23 protein-coding genes and 1 pseudogene are annotated in these 23,266 nt (G+C 55.5%); 18 read left to right on the top strand and 6 right to left on the bottom strand.

Annotated features, from left to right (window positions below):
• Positions 1–193 precede the first annotated feature (193 nt).
• Both ACZF99_RS24785 and ACZF99_RS24780 read left to right on the top strand, forming a co-directional pair.
• On the top strand, positions 194–1,711 hold the full coding sequence (locus tag ACZF99_RS24785) for an MDR family MFS transporter (RefSeq protein ID WP_483607540.1): 1,518 nt from the start codon (positions 194–196) through the stop codon (positions 1,709–1,711).
• A 272-nt stretch (positions 1,712–1,983) separates the two neighbouring features.
• Positions 1,984–2,106: a hypothetical protein gene (locus tag ACZF99_RS24780; RefSeq protein WP_483607539.1), complete on the top strand. Its 123-nt coding sequence runs from the start codon at positions 1,984–1,986 to the stop codon at positions 2,104–2,106.
• Positions 2,107–2,460: 354 nt separating this feature from the next.
• On the opposite strand, the gene ACZF99_RS24775 is transcribed toward ACZF99_RS24780, so the two are convergent.
• Together ACZF99_RS24775 and ACZF99_RS24770 are read right to left on the bottom strand one after the other, a co-directional pair.
• Positions 2,461–3,138 carry a hypothetical protein gene (locus ACZF99_RS24775; protein ID WP_483613001.1) on the bottom strand — a complete coding sequence of 226 codons (678 nt, stop codon included), beginning with the start codon at positions 3,136–3,138 and terminating at the stop codon, positions 2,461–2,463.
• A gap of 108 nt (positions 3,139–3,246) precedes the next feature.
• Positions 3,247–3,294: pseudogene (locus ACZF99_RS24770) on the bottom strand (hypothetical protein); the annotation flags it as partial.
• 525 nt (positions 3,295–3,819) lie between these two features.
• Here ACZF99_RS24770 and hemH point away from each other — a divergent pair.
• The 4 genes from hemH to ACZF99_RS24750 all read left to right on the top strand — a co-directional run bounded on the left by hemH (position 3,820) and on the right by ACZF99_RS24750 (position 8,504).
• On the top strand, positions 3,820–4,848 hold the full coding sequence (gene hemH, locus ACZF99_RS24765) for a ferrochelatase (RefSeq protein WP_483607538.1): 1,029 nt from the start codon (positions 3,820–3,822) through the stop codon (positions 4,846–4,848).
• A gap of 99 nt (positions 4,849–4,947) precedes the next feature.
• Positions 4,948–6,237 carry an NCS2 family permease gene (locus tag ACZF99_RS24760; RefSeq protein ID WP_483607537.1) on the top strand — a complete coding sequence of 430 codons (1,290 nt, stop codon included), beginning with the start codon at positions 4,948–4,950 and terminating at the stop codon, positions 6,235–6,237.
• Between the two features lie 125 nt (positions 6,238–6,362).
• The gene (locus tag ACZF99_RS24755) at positions 6,363–6,920 is read left to right on the top strand and encodes a hypothetical protein (protein WP_483607536.1); all 558 of its coding nucleotides are present in this window, start codon (positions 6,363–6,365) and stop codon (positions 6,918–6,920) included.
• A 189-nt stretch (positions 6,921–7,109) separates the two neighbouring features.
• The gene (locus tag ACZF99_RS24750) at positions 7,110–8,504 is read left to right on the top strand and encodes a diguanylate cyclase (RefSeq protein ID WP_483607535.1); all 1,395 of its coding nucleotides are present in this window, start codon (positions 7,110–7,112) and stop codon (positions 8,502–8,504) included.
• Position 8,505: 1 nt separating this feature from the next.
• On the opposite strand, the gene ACZF99_RS24745 is transcribed toward ACZF99_RS24750, so the two are convergent.
• Positions 8,506–8,799 carry a hypothetical protein gene (locus ACZF99_RS24745; RefSeq protein WP_483607534.1) on the bottom strand — a complete coding sequence of 98 codons (294 nt, stop codon included), beginning with the start codon at positions 8,797–8,799 and terminating at the stop codon, positions 8,506–8,508.
• Between the two features lie 192 nt (positions 8,800–8,991).
• On the opposite strand from ACZF99_RS24745, the gene menA reads away from it, so the two are divergent.
• Together menA and ACZF99_RS24735 are read left to right on the top strand one after the other, a co-directional pair.
• Entirely contained in the window at positions 8,992–9,939 is a 948-nt protein-coding gene (gene menA, locus ACZF99_RS24740) for a 1,4-dihydroxy-2-naphthoate polyprenyltransferase (protein WP_483607533.1), read from the top strand.
• Between the two features lie 78 nt (positions 9,940–10,017).
• On the top strand, positions 10,018–11,103 hold the full coding sequence (locus ACZF99_RS24735; protein ID WP_483607532.1) for a Gfo/Idh/MocA family protein: 1,086 nt from the start codon (positions 10,018–10,020) through the stop codon (positions 11,101–11,103).
• Between the two features lie 59 nt (positions 11,104–11,162).
• On the opposite strand, the gene ACZF99_RS24730 is transcribed toward ACZF99_RS24735, so the two are convergent.
• Complete coding sequence (locus ACZF99_RS24730) at positions 11,163–11,672, bottom strand: hypothetical protein (RefSeq protein ID WP_483607531.1); 510 nt, start codon at positions 11,670–11,672, stop codon at positions 11,163–11,165.
• Between the two features lie 209 nt (positions 11,673–11,881).
• Here ACZF99_RS24730 and ACZF99_RS24725 point away from each other — a divergent pair, with 209 nt between their 5' ends.
• The gene (locus ACZF99_RS24725) at positions 11,882–12,067 is read left to right on the top strand and encodes a hypothetical protein (protein WP_483607530.1); all 186 of its coding nucleotides are present in this window, start codon (positions 11,882–11,884) and stop codon (positions 12,065–12,067) included.
• 56 nt (positions 12,068–12,123) lie between these two features.
• On the opposite strand, the gene ACZF99_RS24720 is transcribed toward ACZF99_RS24725, so the two are convergent.
• Positions 12,124–12,294, bottom strand: a complete 171-nt coding sequence (locus tag ACZF99_RS24720) for a DUF4023 family protein (RefSeq protein WP_483607529.1) — start codon at positions 12,292–12,294, stop codon at positions 12,124–12,126.
• A 118-nt stretch (positions 12,295–12,412) separates the two neighbouring features.
• Between ACZF99_RS24720 and ACZF99_RS24715 the strand changes: the two genes are divergently transcribed.
• The 5 genes from ACZF99_RS24715 (at position 12,413) to ACZF99_RS24695 (ending at position 17,376) form a co-directional block, all read left to right on the top strand.
• Positions 12,413–13,420 carry a Gfo/Idh/MocA family protein gene (locus tag ACZF99_RS24715; protein ID WP_483607528.1) on the top strand — a complete coding sequence of 336 codons (1,008 nt, stop codon included), beginning with the start codon at positions 12,413–12,415 and terminating at the stop codon, positions 13,418–13,420.
• A 247-nt stretch (positions 13,421–13,667) separates the two neighbouring features.
• Positions 13,668–14,621, top strand: coding sequence for an ABC transporter permease (locus ACZF99_RS24710; RefSeq protein WP_483607527.1), 954 nt, complete (start codon positions 13,668–13,670; stop codon positions 14,619–14,621).
• Positions 14,611–15,561, top strand: coding sequence for an iron chelate uptake ABC transporter family permease subunit (locus tag ACZF99_RS24705; RefSeq protein WP_483607526.1), 951 nt, complete (start codon positions 14,611–14,613; stop codon positions 15,559–15,561). Before ACZF99_RS24710 ends, ACZF99_RS24705 begins: the two co-directional genes overlap by 11 nt.
• On the top strand, positions 15,555–16,319 hold the full coding sequence (locus tag ACZF99_RS24700) for an iron ABC transporter ATP-binding protein (protein ID WP_483607525.1): 765 nt from the start codon (positions 15,555–15,557) through the stop codon (positions 16,317–16,319). The genes ACZF99_RS24705 and ACZF99_RS24700 overlap by 7 nt, the downstream gene beginning before the upstream one ends.
• 52 nt (positions 16,320–16,371) lie before the next feature.
• Positions 16,372–17,376: a siderophore ABC transporter substrate-binding protein gene (locus ACZF99_RS24695; RefSeq protein ID WP_483612956.1), complete on the top strand. Its 1,005-nt coding sequence runs from the start codon at positions 16,372–16,374 to the stop codon at positions 17,374–17,376.
• A gap of 268 nt (positions 17,377–17,644) precedes the next feature.
• On the opposite strand, the gene ACZF99_RS24690 is transcribed toward ACZF99_RS24695, so the two are convergent.
• Positions 17,645–18,469: an aldo/keto reductase gene (locus tag ACZF99_RS24690; protein WP_483607524.1), complete on the bottom strand. Its 825-nt coding sequence runs from the start codon at positions 18,467–18,469 to the stop codon at positions 17,645–17,647.
• A gap of 271 nt (positions 18,470–18,740) precedes the next feature.
• On the opposite strand from ACZF99_RS24690, the gene ACZF99_RS24685 reads away from it, so the two are divergent.
• From ACZF99_RS24685 to ACZF99_RS24670, 4 genes are all read left to right on the top strand, one after another.
• Positions 18,741–20,204: a catalase gene (locus ACZF99_RS24685; protein ID WP_483607523.1), complete on the top strand. Its 1,464-nt coding sequence runs from the start codon at positions 18,741–18,743 to the stop codon at positions 20,202–20,204.
• A gap of 133 nt (positions 20,205–20,337) precedes the next feature.
• A complete protein-coding gene (locus ACZF99_RS24680) occupies positions 20,338–21,126 on the top strand; it encodes an ABC transporter ATP-binding protein (protein ID WP_483607522.1) in 789 nt (262 codons plus the stop codon).
• 3 nt (positions 21,127–21,129) lie between these two features.
• Positions 21,130–22,788 carry a hypothetical protein gene (locus ACZF99_RS24675; protein ID WP_483607521.1) on the top strand — a complete coding sequence of 553 codons (1,659 nt, stop codon included), beginning with the start codon at positions 21,130–21,132 and terminating at the stop codon, positions 22,786–22,788.
• Positions 22,785–23,180, top strand: coding sequence for a nitrous oxide-stimulated promoter family protein (locus tag ACZF99_RS24670; protein ID WP_483607520.1), 396 nt, complete (start codon positions 22,785–22,787; stop codon positions 23,178–23,180). The genes ACZF99_RS24675 and ACZF99_RS24670 overlap by 4 nt, the downstream gene beginning before the upstream one ends.
• Positions 23,181–23,266 lie beyond the last annotated feature (86 nt).

Raw genomic sequence — 23,266 nt, 5'->3', positions numbered from 1 at the left:
TTGCTTGAAGGCCCTTGCGGCCAAAGAGGGAAGGGGCTTTTGCGACCCTATATTTAAAATTTTATTTATAGAATGGTCTAATTGAAAAAGAGGCGGTGGATCAAACCCCAAGGCAAGCCTTGCCTTGTTCATATAGAAAACCTAGAAAGAGACAAAAAGTCCAAAATAGGAAGATGTGGAGGTAACCCTACAAATGAATACATCAACGCTTACTTCAGCGCAAGGGTCCGGTGTGGAAGGGATCAGGCGTCTGCCGATTACGATTGCCCTGGTCATCGGGGCGTTTGTGTCCATACTGAACGAAACTTTGCTGAACGTAGCTTACACCGACCTGATGCAGGAGCTGAAGGTGGGGGCTTCAACGATCCAATGGCTTTCTACTTCTTATATGCTGGTTATCGGGATTCTGGTGCCGATTACGGCGCTGTTGATCCAATGGTTTTCGACAAGACAGATGTTTCTATCGGCGATGATCCTGTTCCTGATCGGAACCGTCGTTTGCGGCATCGCGCCTTCGTTTGGCATGCTGCTGCTGGGCCGGGTTATTCAAGCGATCGGGACGGGGCTGCTGCTCCCGGTAATGATGAACACCATCTTAACCATCTATCCTCCGGAAAAAAGAGGCGCGGCCATGGGTACGATCGGCCTGGTCATCATGTTCGGTCCGGCGATCGGCCCTACCCTGTCGGGGCTGATTCTGGACTCGCTGGATTGGCGCTGGCTGTTTTATCTGGTTGTTCCGCTTGCGGTGTTCTCCATTGCGTTCGGAGCGATGTATTTGCGGAACGTGTCGGAATTGACAAGGCCGCGGGTGGACCTGCTGTCGATTCTGTTGTCAACGGCCGGCTTCGGTGGTATCGTGTACGGATTCAGCCACGCAGGGGAAGGGGAGGGCTGGTCAAGTCCCGTCGTCTATGCCTGCCTGATCGTCGGATTTATCGCTTTAGTCTTATTCGTCTGGCGGCAATTGTCGGTCTCCGAGCCAACCCTGGACGTCCGCGTCTTTAAATTTAAATACCCAATGTTCGCCTTATCGGCGGTGTTGCTGATGGTGATGATGATGACCTTGTTCTCGACGCTCATCATCTTGCCGATGTATCTGCAGGGGGCGTTGCTGCTGGCGCCGTTCGCGGCCGGCCTCGTGCTGCTTCCCGGTGGGGTAATCAACGGACTGATGTCGCCGATAGCGGGCAGGCTGTTTGATAAATTCGGCCCGCGCGCGCTGATTGCGCCGGGACTCATCATCGTGATTGCCACTTTGTGGTTCATGCGCGGACTGTCAACGGACAGCTCGACCGGTGAGGTCATTGCCTTGCATATCACGCTGCTGATCGGCATCTCTTTGGTGATGATGCCGGGTCAAACAACGGGGCTGAACCAGTTGCCGCGCAGCTTGTATCCGCATGGCACAGCGATCATGAACACGCTGCAGCAAGTGTCCGGAGCGATTGGCACCGCGCTGTTCATCAGTATTTTCTCGCACGGCCAGGAGCGTTACCTGAAGGCTTCGGCCAATCCGCAGGACCCGGCGGAACTGGGAAACGCATTGGTATCCGGGATGCAGAATGCCTTCACGATATCGATGTACGTCGGCGTGGTGGCGCTGTTGATCGGCCTGTTCCTGCGGCGTACTTACGCCCCGGATGCCGCGCATGAAGCGGCGGGCAGCCATCCGGAGTTCAAGCCGGAGGTTAAACCGGAAGTGCACTGATCGAAAGGGGCAGAACGACTGTATGGCATGTAACTAGGAGACCGATCCGGTGGAGTAGATTCCGCTGGATCGGTCTTTTTTTGCAGTCAGCAAGCGACTGGCAGGATCAGTACCTATTGTTCGGACGCTTTGTACGATCATCCCCTTCAATCAGGTGAGGCAAAGAGGCAGAATAGTTCGGAAAAAAGAGAAATGAAGGGGAATGAAGAAAAATGTAAGAAGACTAAGGAGAATTAAGAGAGATTAAGAGAAGTGAAGGGAAATAAAAAGAAATGAAGAGAAAAGTAGAGGAAAGTAGAGAAAAGGTGAGAAAATGTGAGAAAAATAGAGAAAAGGCGAGAATTAGAAAAAATCGAAATAAGATGAAAAGTGGAGAAAAAACAAGAAAATTATAAAAAAAGGCAGAGAAATATAACGGGAAACAGACTGGTTTCAGATCATGGAACGGCTTAAGAGAAAGAAACGTGTTTCGAAGAAACTGTGTTTCGGATAAGTTCGGATAAGAAAGGGCGTTTCCGAGAAGAAACTGTGTTTAGGTTAAGGAACCCTGATTGGGTTAGGGATCCCTGTTCAGGGGAGATGCAGCTGGCCGGATAGGTCCGGATAGGAAATAAAGAACATGACATGGGGTAACGAAAAGCCCCTGTATCTTGCTGCAGCCTGAACCCTTCCGTTATGGCAACGTCCGCACGTTTTAGGCCAACTCACACATGAATCAATGCAATCCGCATCAAATAGAGCCCCAGCGTTCAAGCGGCTCGAATCAGGCCGGCCACTGCCAGGGGAGGATTCGGTTGGCGCCTGGTCAATTGGCGATACGTAATGGCCGGAATCGCCACACTCATACACAGCAATTTCTCTTGCATCGTTGCCTCCGCTCCGGGCAAGCGCAGTCGGCGGCGTATGGTGTACTCGTTCAGGTACGCCTGTAGATGCTTTGCTCCCAAGGAAACATACGTGCTCGTCAGCGATTTCCACGCCTCTCTGACCACTTTTCGCAAGGGCAAATACAGCCGATAGGCCAGAGGAAATGACTGAACCGTCGATGTACGAGCCTCCACCTGTTCGGTGATGAACGAAGCAAGTTCGCGACGGTTAGCCCTTTGTCCGTCCCCTCTTTTCTGCGGCAACAGGTGGATTTTGACGTGCTCGGGCTCGCCCGATTCCGTCACTGTGCACCCCGCTACGACCGCCGTGGCATACGGATGCGGAAACTGATTTCGGTGCGGATTGCATCCATACAGATCACTGTTCACCTTCACGTCCCCTTTGAGCAGTTCCCGGGCATCGAACTCCCCGACAGCATGGCGTATTTTCTGCAGCATCAGCCAGGCGGTCTTGTAGGTGACCCGGATCACCTGGCACAGCCGCATCGCCGAAATGCCGTCTTGGAGCAGGAACAACTCCAGCGCCCGGAACCATTTCATTAGGGGGAGGTGAGTTCGTTCGAAAATTGTGCCGGCCAAAGCCGACGTTTGATGCGCGCACCTTGCACACTCGAACAAGGGAATACGCCGAGAGGTCAGACGGCTGCACCCAGTATGAGCGCAGCGTGGACAGACAAAACCGTTTGGCCACTTCATCGCGATCAGCGCCTCCATGCACTCTTGCTCGTTATGATAACGTCCGCTAAGTGATTGAAGATCCATTCCCGCCTTGACTTCCATGTCCGCCCGCCTCCATATTATAAAATTACGTACATGCGTTCGTTTTTCTTCATTATACCAAACATGTGTTCCTATATCAAGTCCTTAATCCCACTAAATTCCATTAAGTTTTTCAGATCTGATTTTTTATCCATTATCTTGGTCTTACCTAATCTGAAGCCCTACTTCCCCCACACCCCCCATCCCCAACGCCCACCCCTCGTACTCTGAGCGAAAGGGATAATAATGCAAAAGGAGGGAAAAGGAGGGGGCAGGGATACCAGGACTCGGAACTTAGAGAGCGTGATAATTGTGAACTTTCTGGCAATCTTACCGATTTCGATTGAACATCCGGCGGCGAACGGGGATGATGGCATAGGAGGTTTTGGTTTACCCGCAAATGTAACGCAAATAAGAATCTAACTGAACGGGAGTGAGTGAAAGGTGTCCCAATCATCCCGCGTGATCGGCGTGCTGCTGGCGCAGGTCGGCACGCCTGCCGAGCCGACCGCTCAGGCGGTGCGGCCCTTTTTACGCCGCTTTCTGTCCGACCGGCGCGTCATCGATTTCCCGCCGCTGCTGTGGCAGCCGTTGCTGCGCGGCGTCATCCTGACCGTCCGGCCGAAGCGTTCGGCCAGGATGTATGCCCGTATCTGGGGGAAAGAGAGTTCTCCCCTGCTTGAGATATCGCGCCAGCAGCAAAGTGGCCTGCAGCAGCGGCTCGGCGACGGCTACGCGGTCGAGTTGGGCTTCGCCTACAGCGAACCGGACATCGCCCAGGCGATGAGCCGCCTGGAAGCGGCGGGGGCGGACCGAATCCTCGTCCTGCCGCTGTTCCCGCAGTACTCGTCGACCACCACCGCTGCAATCTATGACGCGGCTTGCTTTGCCGCCCTCGGCAAGGACCGCCGCTTGGGGCCAGCCGCGAAGCGTTTCGTGCCGGAACTTCGCCTGGCCGGTGCCTTCTTCGATCATCCCGGCTATATCCGGGCGATGCAAACCCACCTGGCGGAGCTGCTGCGGTGCCTTCCGCAAACACCGGACCGCTTCCTGCTCAGCTTTCACGGGATTCCGCAGCGTTATGCCGCCGGTGGCGATCCGTACCCGGAGCAGTGCCGCGAAACCGCGCGCCTTTTGGCGGAGGCGATGGGCTGGTTGCCGGAGCAATGGGACATGGCGTACCAGTCGCGGTTTGGCCCAGAAAAATGGTTGGGGCCATCCACCGAGGAGCAGTTGCGTCGTATGGCCGCCGGCGGCGCGATACGCCCGTTGGTGTTCGCTCCCGGCTTTGTGGCCGACTGCCTGGAAACGTTGCACGAACTGGGAGTTGAAGCGAAGGAGGACTTCGCTGTTCATAGCGATAGCGGCGGCTCTGCGGGCATCGGCGGCGATGGGCTTACGCTGGCCCCTTGCTTGAACGATCGGCCGGAGTGGCTGGATGTCCTCGCGGGGATTGTCCGCGACCATGCCAAGGGCTGGGTTGACAACTAGGCGCAGCCTGCAACCGAAAGCCATCAAGAGGGAAGACAAGTTCCCGAATATGGCAATACTGACAACAAGAGAGTACATAAGGAAGGGGTATCCGTTTTTATGGAACGTTTTTTCAAACTTAAAGAACATGGAACTACCATTCGAACCGAACTGCTCGCCGGGCTAACCACGTTTCTGGCAATGGCCTACATCTTGGTGGTTAATCCCGCGGTGCTTAGCGCTGCGGGTGTTCCGTTTGATCAGGTGTTTATGGCCACGGTCATTGCGGCCGTAACGGGCACGTTGTTTATGGCGTTGTTCGCCGATCATCCGATCGCCATCGCGCCCGGAATGGGGTTGAACGCCTATTTTACGAGCGTCGTTGCCAGCACCGGGTTGTCGTATCAGACGGTGCTCGGCACGGTGTTCCTCGCCGGGGTGCTGTTTCTGCTGTTGAGCCTGACCCGGCTGCGGGAAGCGCTGATCCGGGCGATTCCCGATTCGCTGAAATTTGGCATTACCGCAGGGATTGGGTTGTTCATCGCTTTCCTGGGTTTGAAAATGTCCGGGATCGTCGTCGCCAATCCCGATAATCTGGTGACCTTCGGCGATTTGCACCGTTCGGTGACCTTGCTGACTTTGTTCGGCTTGTTCGCAACGCTCGTGCTGATGGCCCGCCACATCCCCGGCGCGTTGTTCATCGGCATGGCGCTGACCGCAGTGCTCGGTTATTTCACCGGCCAGCTTCAATTGTCCGGCCTCGTGTCCGCGCCGCCGGCTCCGGTGTTCTTCGACTTGGATTTGTCCGGCGTCTTCAGCCATGGACTGTACACGACCGTATTCGCATTCCTGCTCGTCACGTTGTTCGATACGACAGGCACGTTGATTGGCGTCACCGAGCAAACCGGTGCGATGAAGAACGGAGAGCTTCCTCGAGCCAAGGCCGCGCTGCTTGCTGACGCGACGGCGACCACGGTCGGCTCGATGTTCGGCACGAGCCCGACGACCGCCTTCATTGAGTCGACGACCGGCGTCGCTGCGGGCGGACGCACCGGTTTGACGTCGCTCGTCGTGGCGGCGCTGTTCCTGCTGTCGATGTTCATCTCTCCGCTGGTCGGGGCTATTTCCGGGCTTCCGGCCATCACCGCCCCGGCGCTGATCATCGTCGGTTGCTTTATGATGGAGGGACTGGCCCGCATCCAATGGAAATCGTTCGACGAAGCGTTCCCGGCCTTCGCCATCCTATTGATGATGCCGCTCACGGCAAGCATCGCCACCGGCATCGCCGTCGGTTTCATCACGTACCCCGTGATGAAGCTGGTCAGCGGCAAAGGGCGGGAAGTCCATCCGCTGCTTTACGTTTTTGGCGTGATCTTCGTCATTCAACTGGCCTTTTTCCCGGCACATTAACACTTTAAGAAGTGAAGAAGATTTTGTTACCCGTTTTAACCCGGGTGAGACCCTTTTTTCGGCGGGCCGTCATATAATGAAGCTGTAATTCGCTTTATGTGCTGACATAGAAAGGCGGATCTGACATGAAAAATTGGTTTGCGGCGCTGGTTCCCCTGGCGCTGGTTGTGTTGCTGCCAGCATTCGACGCCAAGGCACCGGCATCCGTAGGGTCCCTTGCGGGAGCGGGGAGCATGACGGCGGCCGTCGGGATGGCGGAAATCCAGGCACCGGAGATGATCACGATTACGGTATATTTGAACGCAGTGAATCTCGCCCCTGACGGCGGATCGCTGACCGGTGACCCGATCATGTGGTATCAGGGAGAGGAGGCGTCGGCCGCAATGGCCGAACGCGAACCGGAAGTCGGGATCGACGGTCCCCCGGACGGGTACTATATCGTGAATGACACCGAGGAAGCGGCCAATTACCCGGTTTCCCCGGACGCCGTGGTTCTGTTGCAGATTTATGACCGCACCGGACAACCGCAGGATATCGAGATCGTAGCGGATGAAGCGGTATCCCTGCATCGATTCGGCGAGTTGTTCCCAAAGACGGACCTGCTCGACCTCAGCCAGTTCCCGTACCATCTTACTTTGGAGAACGGCAAAGTCGTGCGAATCGTACAGCAATATGTTCCCTGAACCTGCCGAATAACAAGCCAAAGCCGGAGAGCGACCCCCCGGCTTTTTTGGTTTGGCGGACCGGAGCAAAAACTATAGCACAAATTTGTGATTGTAGTATAATATTTCTTTAGACGTAGTCCTTTGTACCTAAAAATTCCCAGCGGTTGAGTATGACCAAGCGTCAGCAAATAGGGGGTAGCAATGCGTATGGATACCCAACAAATTCATAACAAAAATGTTTGGATGCTGAGGCTGCTTGCCGTTTTTTTTGCCTTTGCCAGTTTGATTCATATGTTCGTCAGCTGGCATTTCGATGCCGGTCCGCTGGTTATGGGCACCGCTATGCTGCTGATTCTTGCCGGCCTTGTCGGCAGCCGCCGCTGGCCGCGTTTCACCATGATGCTGACCATCGTGTTGTTGTTCGTATATCTTAACGTTACGGTCATGAAGGATATGACGGTGACGAGCTATATATTTCTGGGACTGCTGCCGCTCCTCAGCTTGATTTATTTCAATTACGCGGCCGTTGTTTTGGCGGGTTCGCTGCACCTGATCTCGGTGTTGTATTATATGCTCGTCCACACGGAACCTTTATTCACCGGCAGGGTGGATCATTCCGATGCCGCGTATTTTCTGATCTACGGGCTGTTTATCTTGTCCTTTTCCTTAATTTACATCTTGATTACGAAAAAATTGTCCCAGCGCGCCGAACACAGCGAGCTTCGGTTGCGAAATATCCTCGAAAGCGTATCCGTCGGGATCTGGACCTACGATTTAAGCACCATGAAACTTGAGGTGTCCGACGGATTCGAACGGATCACCGGCTATTCGCGCAGCTATTTGATGGGCCACGTGAGCCGGGTGCAGGAGTTTATTCATCCCGAGGATCTCGGCCTGTTTAACGAGGTGCAGCAGGAGCTGCTCATCAAACGGACAAGCTCGGTGAAGGAATGCCGTATTATCTGCCCCGACGGGGAAATCAAATGGATTCAAAGCCGGGGAAGGCCTTATTTCAATTCCCTGGGAAACCTTGTCCGGCTGGAGGGAGTCATTATCGAGGTTACCGAGCGGAAGCAGTTAGAGGAGACGATCCAATATCTGGCATACCATGATGAACTGACCGGGCTGCCGAACCGGACGAAGTTTGCCGCGAAGTATGCGGAGTACGCAGACCAAGGCGGGATTCCGCTGGTCCTGATGTTTCTGGATCTGAACAACTTTAAGGAAGTGAACGATACGTTCGGGCATGAGGCCGGGGATGAATTGCTGAAGCATATCGCAGGCCGGCTTGTATCTCAGGTGCGGGCTCAGGATATGGTGTGCCGCTTGGGCGGGGATGAATTCGTGATTCTGCTGGTGGACTTGAATGAGGAAGCCGTCACGAAGGTCATGAATCGCATCCGGTCGAGTCTGGCCGATGGTTATATGTACCGGGGAATGCGGATCGGCGTATCGGCGAGCATCGGGATCAGCATGTCGCCGGACGGGAACGCCAGCCTGGAGGACATGCTTCGGCTCGCCGATGCGACGATGTACGACGTCAAGCGGGGCGGCGACTCCATTCGGGTCACCACCGAAGGGAACGCGCCGCTGCCCAACTGACCTACTGCTTCGTCCCACGGCTTTCTTTTCGTTCCAAATAGAGCGCCCCCAGCCACTGGCTTGCGGCAAACAACACCACCATGCCGAGGATGAGCAAGAAGCGAGAGTCCCCTTTACGCAGCAGCAACTGCAGGAGGAATAGGGCGACCGCGACTTCGGTCCACATCAGGCCGCGTTTGCGCAGCGCCTTGAGATCGTACGACCCGGAGGCCATCTTCCGCAGATTCCAAACGGCGACGACGCCCAGGATGAGGAGAAAGATCAACGATCCGATCAGGTCTTCTCTGGAAAACATAGACAATATGCGCCCCCCTCTTCCATCATTTATAGATACGACTACCTAGCATTTTAGCCTAACCCGTCAGGCCTGGCAAACAAACCGGAGCTCGGAAATCCGGTGATCGTGTCTGTCAAGGACATATCCAACAGCTATTATTTCAAAAATAAGATATCCTCTTTTTAACTAGATGGAAGAGGATGATGGAGAATGGCGATCACCAAATTTCTCAAGCTGGTAGAGATCCAAACAAAGGCGGCCAGCATGATTCCGCTGCTGTTCGGTACGATTTATGCCGTTTACCGGTTCCATGTATTCGAGCCCGGGCATTTTGTGCTCATGCTGGTTTCCCTGCTCAGCTTCGACATGACGACGACGGCAATCAACAATTATTACGATTTCAAAAAGGCGGCTCGCAAGCAGGGTTACGGCTACGAGAAGCACAACGCCATCGTGAAATACAACATGAATCCGGCGGCGGTGCTGGCGCTGATTATTCTAATGTTCGTCATCGCGGTGGCCGCTGGAGTCATGCTGTTCCTGCAGACGGGTTGGCTGTTGCTGGTGCTCGGCGGATTGTCGTTTGCGGTCGGCATTTTGTATTCCTTCGGGCCGATTCCCATCTCACGGATGCCGCTAGGCGAAATTTTTTCCGGGTTGTTCATGGGATTTGTTATTATATTCGTATCGGCTTATATCCATGCGGGCGATCGCTTGGCAGCGCTGACGCTGGAGGGCGGCGCGTTGACGTTGCAGGTCCATTTGCTGGAGACGCTGCTGGTGTTTCTGATCTCCATTCCGGCGGTCCTCGGCATCGCGAACATCATGTTGGCCAACAATATTTGCGATATGGACGAGGACATCGATAATAAACGCTACACCCTGCCGGTGTACATCGGGAAAGGTCCGGCGCTCATCCTGTTTAAGCTGCTGTATTATGCGGCCTATGCGGATGTGATCGTACTGGCGATCCTTGGGGTTCACCCGTTAATCCTATTGCTGGTGCTCCTGACGGTGGTGCCGGTGTCGAAAAATATCAAAACGTTTACCGCACAGCCAACCAAGCAGTTTACGTTTGGCTTGTCGGTGCAAAATTTCCTGCTGACCAATGCGGCACGCGTTGTTGCGCTGGGCATCGCCGCCTTGTTTCCCTTCTGACCATACGACCGGCGGGGAATCGGCACGATCCGTGCTTTCCTTAGGTCAGCTTGATTTGAGGCGGAGGCGAAAGACGAGATGGACAAGATTCGGTTTGGCCTAATCGGCGGCGGTTGGCGGGCAGAGTTTTACTTGCGCATTGCCCGCGCGCTGCCGGAGCGTTTGGAAATCGGAGAGATTTATATGCGGGACGAAGCGAAAGGCCGGGAAGCCGCCCGAATTTGGGGCGTCCCGGTCACTTCGCGTCTCGAGGCGTTCCTGGAGCGGCGGAACTTCGATTTCGCCGTGCTGTCGCTGCCCCGCACGGTTACGCCGGAGTACCTGATCCGGCTCGCCGCAGCGGGCATCCCCGTCCTGACGGAGACGCCGCCGGCGCCCGATTTGGAGGGGCTGCTGCGGCTTTATGAGGCGGTGGGCTCCGCGGCAAAAGTCCAAGTGGCCGAGCAGTTCCTGTTCCAGCCGATGCACGCGGCCCGCCTCGCCATCGCACGGTCGGGCCTGCTGGGCGAGGTGTCGCATGTGCAGGTCTCCGCGGGGCACGGCTACCACGGGATCAGCCTGATTCGGCAACTGCTCGGGGTCGGATTCGAGGAAGCGGAAATCCGCGGGGAGCAGATGGCGTCCCCGTTGGTCCAGGGGCCCGGCCGCGGCGGATGGCCGGCGGGGGAGCGGATCGTCTCCTCGGCCCAGACGATCGCGCTGCTGCGTTTCGGCGAGCGGACGGCTTTGTTCGATTTCACCTACGACCAATATTTCTCGCCGATCCGGCGCCATCGCGTGCTGGTGCGCGGTATCCGGGGCGAAATCGACGGCGTAGAGCTTCGCTATCTCCGCGATTTTCGCACCCCGGTCGAGCTGCAGCTGCGCCGGATGGATGCCGGCCAAGACGGCAGCCTCTTGGGATACTACCACGAGGGCGTGCTGGCCGGCTCCGAATGGGTCTACGAGAACCCGTTCCGCCCGGGACGGCTTAGCGACGAAGAGATTGCCATCGCCACCAGCTTGGAACGCATGGGGCACTACGTACAGGGCGGCCCCTCCTTCTACAGCTTGGCGGAGGCCGCGCAAGATCAATACCTGTCGCTCATGCTCGAGGAGGCGGTCCGTTCCGGGCAAACGGTGCGGACCGAGCGCCAGCCTTGGGCAACTGGGTGCATAAAATAAACAAAACCAAGAGCCGCCCGGTTTATCCGGACGGCTCTTTGCGCGCTGGAGGCGAAACGTCAAATTCGTTTCTTCGGAGCGATCATCACGCCCGCGCCAATGGCGATCAGGGCGATGGCCAAGACCGGCTGGCCGAATACCAGCCGATTGTACAGCGATCCCAGCGAGAAAACGGCGAAAAACAACAGCGAAAGCACCGTCAAGATGTTGATGGGGATCAGCAGGTATTTGTTGCGGTTGCCGAACCAATAGAACTCAAACAAGCCGACGGCCGGGGCCAAAATAAAGCCCGGCCATAAATACTGCCAACTGTCGAACAACGTGGCGATCTGGCAAACCAGGCCGACGGTGAAGAGGATCCCCCCGGGAATCAGCAATCCGGTTGCCCTGCGATTGGTGACCGAGAAATACATCCAGTGGAAGAACAGACCGAGCGGAAGGATGAACAGGGTAGGCCAGAAGTTGCCGAAGAGCGTTCCCGCGCTGATCGCTTCCTTGCGGAAGAAGAGGAGGTAGATACCGAGCAAGATAAGCGCGGGTCCAATCCATGATTTTTTATTCAAATTCATATCCAATCTCCTTTGCCTATGTACTTAACTGATACCAGCATACTACAAAAGCGCAAGGATGACTTCAGTCTCTGGGGGAGCCGAGAAGCTGGACCTAAGTCCAGTCTATCCGCCGGGAATAAAAACATCCTGAGGAAGAAACGCTAACCCAAGGAATAGGCAGAGCGACCTTTCCCATCCATCAGAACCGCTCAGGAGGTAAGAACGACATGGAAAATAACAAGCAGCAACGCAAGCCCGGCACGGGAAACGGCAGCAGCAACGGGCAGAACCAAACGACCGGCAACGGCGGAGAAGCGCAGAACGGCCGCTTGGCCACGATTAAGAACCACCGCACCGAAGGCGGAGAGACGCTGAACGAATTCATAACCGGCCAAGATAAGTTTGAAGGATAAACAAAAATGCCGAAAGCCGCTGCACAGCGTACTGTGAGCGGCTTTTTGCGGCGGTTTTATTTTTGCGTGCCATGCTGTTTGGTCGGAAGCTGGCCGGCCGGGTTGCCGTGGCCGCTTTTTTTGTTCTTGGCTTGCTTCTGCTGCTGATCCTGAACCTTTTCGACGAATTCGTGCAGGTTTTCCATGAGGTCGATCGTCTCCTTGGCTGAAGTATGGTGTAGATCCAATTCTCTTGGATTACTATACCCCGTTTATGGGTTTTTCATCAGACGGAGGGCCTCTATACTTGCTAACGCCGGACAGGTACAATGAAGGGGATAACCACGGGAAAAGAGGGTATAAGCCATGGAACCAAGCAACAATCGGCAGCTGCGATGGGGCATCGTCGGCTGCGCCGGCATCGCGATCAAAGCGGTCATGCCGGCGATTCAGCAGTCCAGAACGGGGAGCCTTGCCGCAGTCGCCAGCCGCAATCTGGAGAAAAGCCTCGAGGTCGCAGGCCGGTTTGGCGTCCCGAAGGGATACGGAAGCTATGAAGAGCTGCTGGCGGACAAGGACATCGATGCCGTGTATATTCCGCTGACTAACCACTTGCATAAAGAATGGGCGATTCGCGCGGCCGAAGCCGGCAAGCATGTGTTGTGCGAGAAGCCGCTTGCACTGACGGCCGCCGAGGCCGAAGAAATGGCGGCGGCGGCCGCCAAAGCCGGCGTCGTACTGGCGGAAGCGTTCATGTACCGCCATCATCCGCGCTGGAGCCGGATTCGGGCCATCCTTGAGGGCGGCGAGATCGGCGAACTCCGCGCCATCCGCGGGGCGTTTACGTTCAACAACGCCGAGGATCTGGCCAACATCCGGCTCAAGCCGGAATGGGGCGGAGGCTCGCTGTACGATGTCGGCTGCTATCCGCTCAGCGCGGCGCGGTTTCTGCTCGGCCAGGAGCCGGAGGCGGTCACCGTGTTGGCCCAGTACTCCGACCGTCACGGGGGCGTCGACATGATGGCTTCCGGGCTGGCGGAATTCCCCGGCGGCATCGGCCTGACGTTCGACTGCGGGATGTGGACCGAACACCGCCAACTGCTGGAAATCGTCGGCTCGGAAGGGACGATCGAGCTGCCGCTGGCCTTCACCGCCGGCGGGGAAGACGCCGCTTTTACCGTTACCGTGCGCGGGGAGAAACGCACGGAGACACCGGCATCGGCCGATCCGTACGTGGCCGAGCTGGATGATTTCGCCGCCGCCGCGTTCGGCGAACGTCCGCCGCGCTTTACCCCGGCCGACGCGGTCAAAGGCATGGCCGTACTGGAAGCCTGCTTGGCTTCGGCGCGCGAGAGACGGCGGGTTGAGTTGTAGGTTTTGAGCCTTAGGAACATCGGGCATTCGCTTCGTTCAGGGGACTCCGCAGGGAGCCTGAGCCAGGGCGAGTGCCTTTTTGTCATGCATAATTTCAATTTTAAAATGGTTGACAGTGACAAAAAAGAGACAGTATAATTTAACTAATTGATAATGAATATCATTATCACAAATCGTCTGTCCTGCCGGCAGCGAGAAACTTGAACTTCCTCCTGGCCAGGGGAAGGAAAGTAAGGACGAACATTTTATGAAGAAAACTTACATGGTAGTGCTGTTGGTTATCCTATCCCTCGTCTCCTTGTTTATCGGCGTCGGGGAGGTGTCGCTTGCGGCGCTGCTGCAGTTCGACCCCGAGCAATGGGAGCTCTTGCGCATCAGCCGGATTCCCCGGTTGATCAGCCTGATTATCGCCGGCGTCAGCATGAGCATCGTCGGGTTAATCATGCAGCAACTGACCCGCAACAAATTCGTGTCCCCGACAACGGCGGGGACGATGGATTCGGCGAGCTTCGGCATTATGGTCGCGCTGCTCGTCTTTACGGCCGCAGGGCCGCTCGTTAAGATGTCCGTCGCCTTCGTATTCGCCCTGCTGGGCACTTATCTTTTTATGGCGATCCTCAATCGGGTGAAATACAAGGATGCGATCTTCATCCCGCTGGTCGGGCTGATGTTTGGCGGTATCGTTGAATCGGCGACAACCTTCTTCGCTTACAAATACAATCTGATTCAGAGCATGTCCGCCTGGCTGTACGGGGATTTCTCCATGATCATGCAGGGCCGATACGAGTTGCTGTATATCAGCGTCCCGCTGGTGGTGCTTTCCTATATTTATGCCAATAAGTTTACGGTGGCGGGCATGGGCGAGGAATTTGCCGTGAATCTCGGATTGAACTACAAGCAGGTCGTCAATATCGGATTGGGCTTAGTGGCGCTGGTGACCGCCGTCGTCGTGCTGACGGTCGGATCGATTCCTTTTCTCGGACTGATCATTCCGAATCTGGTTACAATGTTCCGCGGCGACAATCTGAAAGACAATTTGACGCATACGGCTTTGCTTGGCGCGGTTTTCGTGCTGGCCTGCGACATTTTAGGCCGGGTGATCATCTATCCGTACGAAGTGTCAATCGGACTGACCGTCGGGGTAATCGGAAGCGGGGTCTTCCTGTATATGCTGATGAGGAGAAAGACCTATGAGCCATAAAGCCAAACTGTGGACCCTTGTCGTCATCGCCGTTCTGCTTGCGATCGTCTTCATGACGATCGATGCGGGAGGACAGTGGGATTACATATTACCGCGGCGGGGAAAGAAACTGATCGCCATCCTGCTCACGGGTACCGCCATTGCTTTCTCCACGGTCGTGTTCCAGACGATTACGAACAACCGGATCTTGACGCCGAGCATCATTGGGCTGGATTCGCTATACATGCTACTGCAGACGGTGATCGTGTTCCTGATCGGAGGCACGGCTTTGACGATGATGAGCCAAAATCTGCGCTTCGTCATGGCGGTCGGTTTGATGGTCGTGTTTGCGATGCTGCTCTACCGGATGCTGTTTCGCAAGGAAGGACGCAACATTTATCACCTTCTGCTAATCGGAATTATATTCGGTACGTTCTTCTCCAGCGTGACATCCTTTCTGCAGAAGCTCATCGACCCGAATGAATTCCTGGTGATTCAGGACAAAATGTTCGCCAGCTTTAACAACGTCCATTCCGATTTATTGCTGATATCGCTGGCAGGGGTATTGTTGGTGGCGCTTTATTTTACGAGATTCGCCAAATATCTGGATGTGCTGGCTTTAGGGCGGGATCATGCGGTCAACCTCGGCGTCGGCTATGAGTATGTCGTCAAGCGGATGCTGATCGTCGTGGCGATCTTGATTTCCATCTCGACGGCGTTGGTCGGACCGATTACGTTTCTCGGCCTGCTGGTCGCCAATGTGGCGTACCAGTTCCTGAACACCTACCGCCATAAGACGTTGATTCTCGGCGCTTCCCTGATCGGCTTCATCGCCCTGGTCGGCGGTCAACTGATCGTCGAAAGAGTATTTACCTTCTCCACTTCGCTTAGTGTCATCATCAACTTTGTCGGCGGAGTGTACTTCATCTATCTGCTGTTAAAGGAGAATAAATCGTGGTAAAGGTCAGTGGAGTAACGAAACGATATGGCGGCAAAAAGGTCGTCGACAACGTGTCGCTGGAGATCGCCAAGGGCAGGATCACTTCCTTTATCGGACCGAACGGGGCGGGAAAAAGCACCTTGATGTCCATGATCAGCCGGCTCATTGCCAAGGATGAGGGAGAGATCCAAATCGAGGGCCGGGAAATCGGAAATTGGAAAAGCGGAGAGCTTGCCAAGAAAATTTCGATTCTCAAGCAGTCCAATCATATTAATATTCGGCTTACGGTGCGAGATCTCGTTAATTTCGGAAGGTTCCCGTATTCCCAGGGGCGACTGACGAAAGACGACGAAGCGTATGTCGATGAAGCGCTCCGTTATATGCATCTGGAGTCCATGCAGCATAAGTATCTGGACGAATTAAGCGGAGGGCAAAAGCAGCGGGCGTTCATCGCCATGGTCATCGCACAGAACACCGAATATGTGCTGCTTGACGAGCCTTTGAACAATCTGGATATGAACCATTCGGTGCAGATCATGAAGGTGTTGCGCCGATTGGTGGACGAATTGGGGAAAACGGTGATTTTGGTCATCCACGACATCAATTTTGCCTCCTGCTATTCCGATTACATCGTAGCGCTGAAGGATGGCAAAGTGGTCAAGGAAGGCCCGACGGATGAAATTATCGAACCGTCCGTGCTGCGGGAGGTTTACGACATGGACATACCGGTCCAGGAGATCGGCGGCAACAAAATTTGCGTGTATTTTAATGCCATATGACAAGATGAGGGGGAGTTTCAAAGTGAAAGCGAAAGCGAAGAAGATCACGTTTATGCTTGCTGCATTAACGTTGGTATTTGCGCTAGCCGCATGCGGCGCGAACGGCAGTAGTGGGGGCAACAATGGGGGCGGCAATACGGCGGCAACGGGGGCCAATTCGGCCGGAACCGACACGGCGGAGCCGGCGGCGGCAACGCCTGCCGGAAATGAAGAGATCACGATCAAGCATCAACTCGGCGAAGCGACCTTGAAGAAGAATCCGGCCAAGGTCGTCGTATTCGACTACGGAACGCTCGAAACGCTCGACAAACTTGGCGTGGAGGTCGTGGCCGTGCCGCAGGGCAATTTGCCGGGCCACCTGGAGAAATACAACGACAGCAAGTATACGAATGCCGGCACGCTGTTCGAGCCGGATTTCGAGAAGCTCAACGCGCTGAAGCCGGACGTGATTTTCATCTCCGGACGTTCGTCCGAAGCGTATGAGGAGCTGAACAAGATCGCTCCGACGATCTTTATGGGCGTCGACACGCAGCGATATATGGAATCCTTCACGGAGAACGTGACGACTATCGCCGAGCTTTTCGGGAAAGAAGCAGAAGCAGAGGAGGCATTGGCGGCGATTAACGATTCGGTCAAAGCGGTGAACGATCTGGCTACGGCCGGCGGCAAAAAGGGGCTGATTATCCTGACGACCGGCGGCAAAGTCAGCGCGTACGGTCCAGGTTCGCGATTTGGCTTAATCCATGACGTATTGGGAGTCACGCCGGTGGACGAGAACATTAAGGTGGATACCCACGGGAACTCGATCTCCTTCGAATTCGTCGCCGAGAAGAACCCGGATTACTTGTTTGTCGTGGATCGCGATGCGGTCGTCACGGAGGAAGGCAAACAGGCGACCCCTGCCAAGGAAATCGTCGAGAACGACCTCGTCAAGAAGACGAATGCCTATAAAGACGGCAAGATCGTGTATCTTGACCCGAGCTACTGGTATCTCTCCGGCGGCGGGCTGATGTCGGTTCCGGAAATGATCAAAGAAGTGCAGGAAGGGATTCAGTAATATTGCAAAAGAACGGGATGCCTGGGGAAGTCCCGGGCAACCCGTTCTTTTGCATTTGCCTGCTAATGGACTCAGAGGCCGTTATTATGGTGCATGTTCAAATTTCTAATTTTAACGGACTCAGGAGCCCTTAATCCGGCCTGAAACGGCGAACTTTCCCTCAAGGGGCCCCAATAAGGTCATTAGAGTCCGTTACAGCGGGAAATAACCGGGAAATGGACCAATAAGGTCCGTGGAGTCCGTTAGCTGAGAAACCGAAGAATGAAGCTTAACGCACGTGCATCTCGTTCGGATGCGAGCCTTTGCGGCGGTTGAGGTTCAGGCCGTCGATTTGCTTCATTTCGGCGTCGGTGAGCCGGAAATCGAACACGTTGAAGTTCTCCTCGATCCGCGAAGGGGTGACCGATTTCGGGATCGCGATCGTATTGTTCTGCAGATGCCAGCGGAGGACGACCTGCGCTGGCGTTTTGCCGTGCGTTACGGCGATGGATTTGACCACGGTATCGGTCAGCACTTCGCCGCCTTGCTCCAACGGACTCCACGCTTCTACGAAAATACCGTGCTTGGCGCAGAAGGCCTTCAGCTCGGTCTGAGCCAGATGCGGATGGCATTCCACCTGGTTCAGCACCGGTTTGATTTCCGTTTCATTCAACAGGCGTTCCAGATGCTCGATCTCGAAGTTGCATACGCCAATCGCTTTAACCCGTCCGTCGCGGTACAGCTTCTCGAGCGCTTTGTACGTCTCCACGTATTGGTCCACTTGCGGCATCGGCCAGTGAATCAGGTACAGATCCACGTAATCGAGTCCGAGTCTTGCCAGGCTTTCGTCATAGGCGCGCAGCGTACTGTCGTAGCCTTGATCGCTGTTCCACACTTTCGTGGTGATGAACAGCTTCTCGCGGGCGATGCCGGATTGCTTGATCGCTTTGCCGACCCCAACCTCGTTGCGGTAAATCATCGCCGTATCGATCGAGGTATAGCCTACCTCCAGCGCCTTGGTTACAGCGGCGGTCGCTCCTTCATCAGGCACCTGCCATACCCCGAACCCGAGCTTGGGCATTTGCAATCCGTTATTTAAAGTTACGAATTCCATGTAGCGTCGCTCCTTCTCTATCTGCTTACTTAATTTCAGGGTGAGTATAGCACTCCCGGGTTTGATTTTCAAATGGCCGGCAATGGCCGAGACGGGTAGCCCTACGGAAAGTGACATACTCGCACCGGTCTCCCCATATTCTCATAATAACGATACTTTCTTCATCAAGCCCTCATGGAACCTTCATGCAGTCCGGAGGCGGACGTGGTACTATTTATTATAGTTTTTAGAATAAGTCTAAGTATAGTAATAAATCGAAAGGAAGGATAGAATGGATAACCGGTTGACGACAAATCAGGGAGCTCCGGTAGGCGATAATCAAAATTCCCGAACGGCGGGGGGACGCGGCCCGACGCTGCTTGAGGACTATCATTTGCTCGAGAAGTTGGGTCATTTCGACCGCGAACGGATTCCGGAACGCGTCGTGCATGCCAGAGGTGCGGGCGCCCATGGCGTATTCGTTACCGACCGCAGCATGGCGGAATACACGAAAGCCCATTTTCTGCAGGAGGCCGGGCGCGAAACCCCGGTGTTTGTCCGCTTCTCCACAGTCATTCACGGCCAGGGCTCTCCGGAGACCGCGCGCGATCCGCGGGGGTTTGCGGTGAAGTTTTATACGGAAGAAGGCAACTACGATTTGGTGGGGAACCATTTGCCTGTCTTCTTCATCCGCGACGCGATCAAGTTTCCGGACATGGTGCATTCGCTGAAGCCCGCTCCGGACACGAACATCCAGGACCCGGCGCGGTATTGGGATTTCATGACGCTGTCGACCGAATCCACGCATATGATGACCTGGGTGTTCTCGGACAACGGGACGCCGGCCAATTATCGCCAGATGGACGGTTTCGGCGTTCACGCGTTCAAATGGATCAATGCCGAGGGCAAGATCACGTACGTGAAATACACTTGGAAATCGAAGCAGGGCGTAAAGAACCTGTCGGCGGATGAAGTCCGTGAAGTGCAGGGACGCGACTTCAATCATGCGACGCGCGATCTGCACGAGCATATCGAGCGCGGGGAATTCCCGCAATGGGAGCTGAACGTGCAGCTCATGCCGGTGGAGGATCTGGATCTTTGGAGCTTCGACCCGCTCGATCCGACCAAGGTGTGGCCGGAAGATCGCTACCCCCTGGTGAAAGTCGGCACGATGACGCTGAACCGCAACCCCGAGAACTTCTTCGCGGAGGTGGAGCAGTCGGCCTTTTCGCCAAGCGTGCTCGTTCCCGGCATCGAACCGTCCGAGGATAAGCTGCTGCAGGGCCGATTGTTCTCCTATCCGGATACCCAGCGTTACCGGCTTGGCGCCAACTACTTGCAGATCCCAATCAACTGCCCGTATGCCCCGGTGCGCAACCATCAGCGGGACGGCTTCATGAACGTGAAGCAGGATCCGTCGCCGATCAATTATGAACCGAATAGCTTCGATTCGAGTCCCAAGGAAGATCCGGCTTATCGCGACAGCGTGGTGCCGGTCAGCGGGCAGATCGGCCGCGAGAAAATCGCCAAAACCGACGATTTCACCCAAGCGGGCGAGCTGTACCGGAGCTTCACAGCGGAGGAGAAGGATCACCTCATCGCCAACCTGGTGAACGATCTGAAGCAGACGCCGGAGCAAGTGCAGCTGCGCGCCGTGTGCAACTTCTTCCGCGCCGACCAGGAATACGGCATGCGCCTTGCGCAAGGGCTTGGCGTGGATATCAGCGGCTTTATTCCGACCAATACCCAGGGATAAGCGATCCCTTTTGAATAAATATGGCATTTCCCGTACCGCTTAGGTTCGGGGGATGCCTTTTTGTATGAGGAATTCATCCGCTTTCATAAGGAAAACTATGGTAAAATAGGGACATTGGAAAGGAGTTGAATCGATGACAACAACGAGGGAACCGGTGATTAAACTGGCGGATTTACGCATGAGCTACGGAGGGCGCCAAGTTCTGAACGGCGTCGATTTGGAGGTGTATCCGGGGCAGATTATCGGCTACATCGGGCCAAACGGGGCGGGCAAGAGCACGACCGTTAAGATCATGCTCGGCCTGGTTGAAGGATATGAGGGAGAGGTTCAGGTATTTGGACAACGCCCCGGCGATGGCGATGCCGGCTACAAGAGGCGGATCGGATACGTCCCGGAAGTCGCCGAGATTTACGATACGCTGACGGCGCGGGAGTACCTGACGTTCATCGGGGAGTTGTACGGGTTATCCGCCGATGAGGCCGAAATGAAAGCCCGCCGGATGATGCATGAGTTCGGCTTGCAAGACGTGTTTAACACCCGGATTACGACGTTTTCCAAAGGGATGAAGCAGAAGGTGCTGCTGATTTCCAGCTTGCTGCACAATCCGGACGTGTTGTTTCTGGACGAGCCGCTCAGCGGGCTTGATGCCAACAGCGTCATGGTCGTCAAGGAAATGCTTGCTTTATTGGCTGCGCAAGGCAAGGCGATTTTTTATTCTTCTCATATTATGGACGTGGTCGAGAAGATCAGCAGCCGGATCGTCTTGTTGGACGGGGGGCGTATCGTGGCCGACGGCAGCTTTGATGAATTGAAGGAACAGAATCACGAAGGGTCGCTGGAACAGATTTTCAACCAATTGACCGGGTTCAACGAGCATCAGGATATCGCCGGCCGGCTCGTGTCCATCGTGCAAGAGGTGTAGCCCATGAATGAAATGAAAACCCTTCAGGTGGTAGACCGGTTCCGCGTTTTATTCGAGAAAATGGGCGCCGACTATCCGGCGATGCGGCGGATTCTGCAGGTCAAGCTGATGATGGACGCGCGAAGAGTACCGACGCTGGTCAATAAATCGAAGAAACAACAGCAGGACGAAGCCGAGGACGGAAACCAGTTCCTGCGTTCGCTCTGGTTGTACGTCATTTTTGGCGGGCTTAGTTCGGTGTTCGTATTGATGGGAGACCATTTGCTGTTTCAGGTCAGCCTCTTGTTCGGCATCATCATGTTTATGGTCATGACCGCGATGATCTCCGATTTCTCCTCGGTGCTGCTGGATATCCGGGATCGCGGCATTCTGGCGACCAAGCCGGTCAGCCGCCGCACCATCACCATGGCGAAGACGGTTCATATTTTTATTTATTTGTTTTTCCTGACCGGGGCGGTTGCCGTCATTCCGCTGGCGGTGGGACTGTTTCGGCAGGGGTTCGGCTTCTTTGCCCTGATGCTGCTGGAGCTGATCCTGATGGATCTGCTGATCGTGGTGTTGACCGCGCTGCTGTATCTGGCCGTGCTTCGTTTTTTCGACGGCGAGAAGCTGAAAGACATGATCAACTATGTGCAGATCGGGATGACGATTGCGATCACGGTCGGTTATCAGGTGCTGATCCGGCTGTTCGATTTCACGGCCATGGACGTTGTATTCAAGCCGGCCTGGTGGCAGTACCTGCTGCCGCCGGCCTGGGTCGGAGCGGCGTTTCAGACCCTCCTGCATCCGGGCGAAGGCCAGGCCTATGCCGGGCTCGCGGCGTTGTCCGTCGTCGTTCCGCTGGCCGCCTTCTTGCTGTACCTGAAGCTGATGCCTGCGCTGGAGCGGAATTTGCAGAAGCTGGCGGAGCCTAGTGCGAAAGGCGGCCAGGGGTCGGGGAAAGCGCTGCGACGCCTCGCCGGACTGCTTTGTTCCTCGCCGCAGGAAAGCGCCTTTTTCCGTTTTGCCTGGTCGACGATGGGCACGGAGCGGGAGTTTAAGCTCAAGGTGTATCCTTCCTTAGGGTTCTCGATCGTGTTTCCCTTCATTTTCTTGTTTTCGAACGGACTCGATCGGGGGTTGGAGGGGCTTGCCGGTTCCCGTACGTATTTGTTCATATATTTTAGCGGCATCATGCTGCCGACTATAATCATGATGCTTCGTTACTCCAGCAGATATAAAGCGGCCTGGATCTATCGAACCGCTCCGCTTTCCGGCGAAGCGCCGATTTACAAGGGAGCTTTGCTGGCCAGCTTGGTCCGGCTGATGCTACCTTTGTATGTGGTGGAAGCTGCCGTTTTCGCCGTGTTGTTTGGGGCTTCCATTATCCCTGACCTGATCGTGGCGGGACTGGCGATGCAATGTTACGCCATTTTATGTTTCATGCTTTTACGCAAGGGATTGCCTTTCTCGGAGCCGTTTGAAGCGGCGGGGCAGCAAAATCAAACCATCGTCATGATAGGACTGATGCTTCTGCTGGGCGGGTTCGCCTTGTTGCATTGGGCGGCGACGACCCTTCCGTTCGGCGTTGTTGCGTACGGTGTCCTGATGATCGCTGGGACCTGGCTGGGCTGGAAAATTGCCTTCCGGCCGCGTGTCGCGGAAAGGAAGGGAACGCTTTGATCACAACCGGCGTCAGCGGGCCGCGGATTCGCCGCGAGAAGAAAACCGTAGCCCTCATGATCGCGTTGTACTGCCGCAAAGTGCATGGCGGCAAAGCGCGGACCGATCCGCGGCAGGCAGCCCGGGACGCCCAAGGCGTCCAGGATGCGCTGGCGCCGTTATGCGCCGAATGCGCCGAGCTTCACCGGTATGCCGAGCAGCGGCTTGACCGCTGCCGGTTTGGTGAAGGCAAGACGACCTGCTTGGCATGCCCCGTGCACTGTTATGCGGCCGTCCAGCGGGAGCGCATTCGCCGGGTGATGGCTTTTGCCGGACCTCGAATGCTGTGGCGTCATCCGATACTCACGCTGAGGCACCTGCTCGACGGGGTCAAGAAGGTCCATTCACAGTAATGTCATAATTTTCCGACCGTCAAAAAACGTTGATCCGGCGCAGGTTTGGAGCATTCGTTCATAGTTGTGACATTTGTCATGTGATT

The sequence above is a fragment of the Paenibacillus sp. JL3B1040 genome (assembly GCF_057063165.1).
This window is presented reverse-complemented; position numbering and strand designations above follow the sequence as displayed.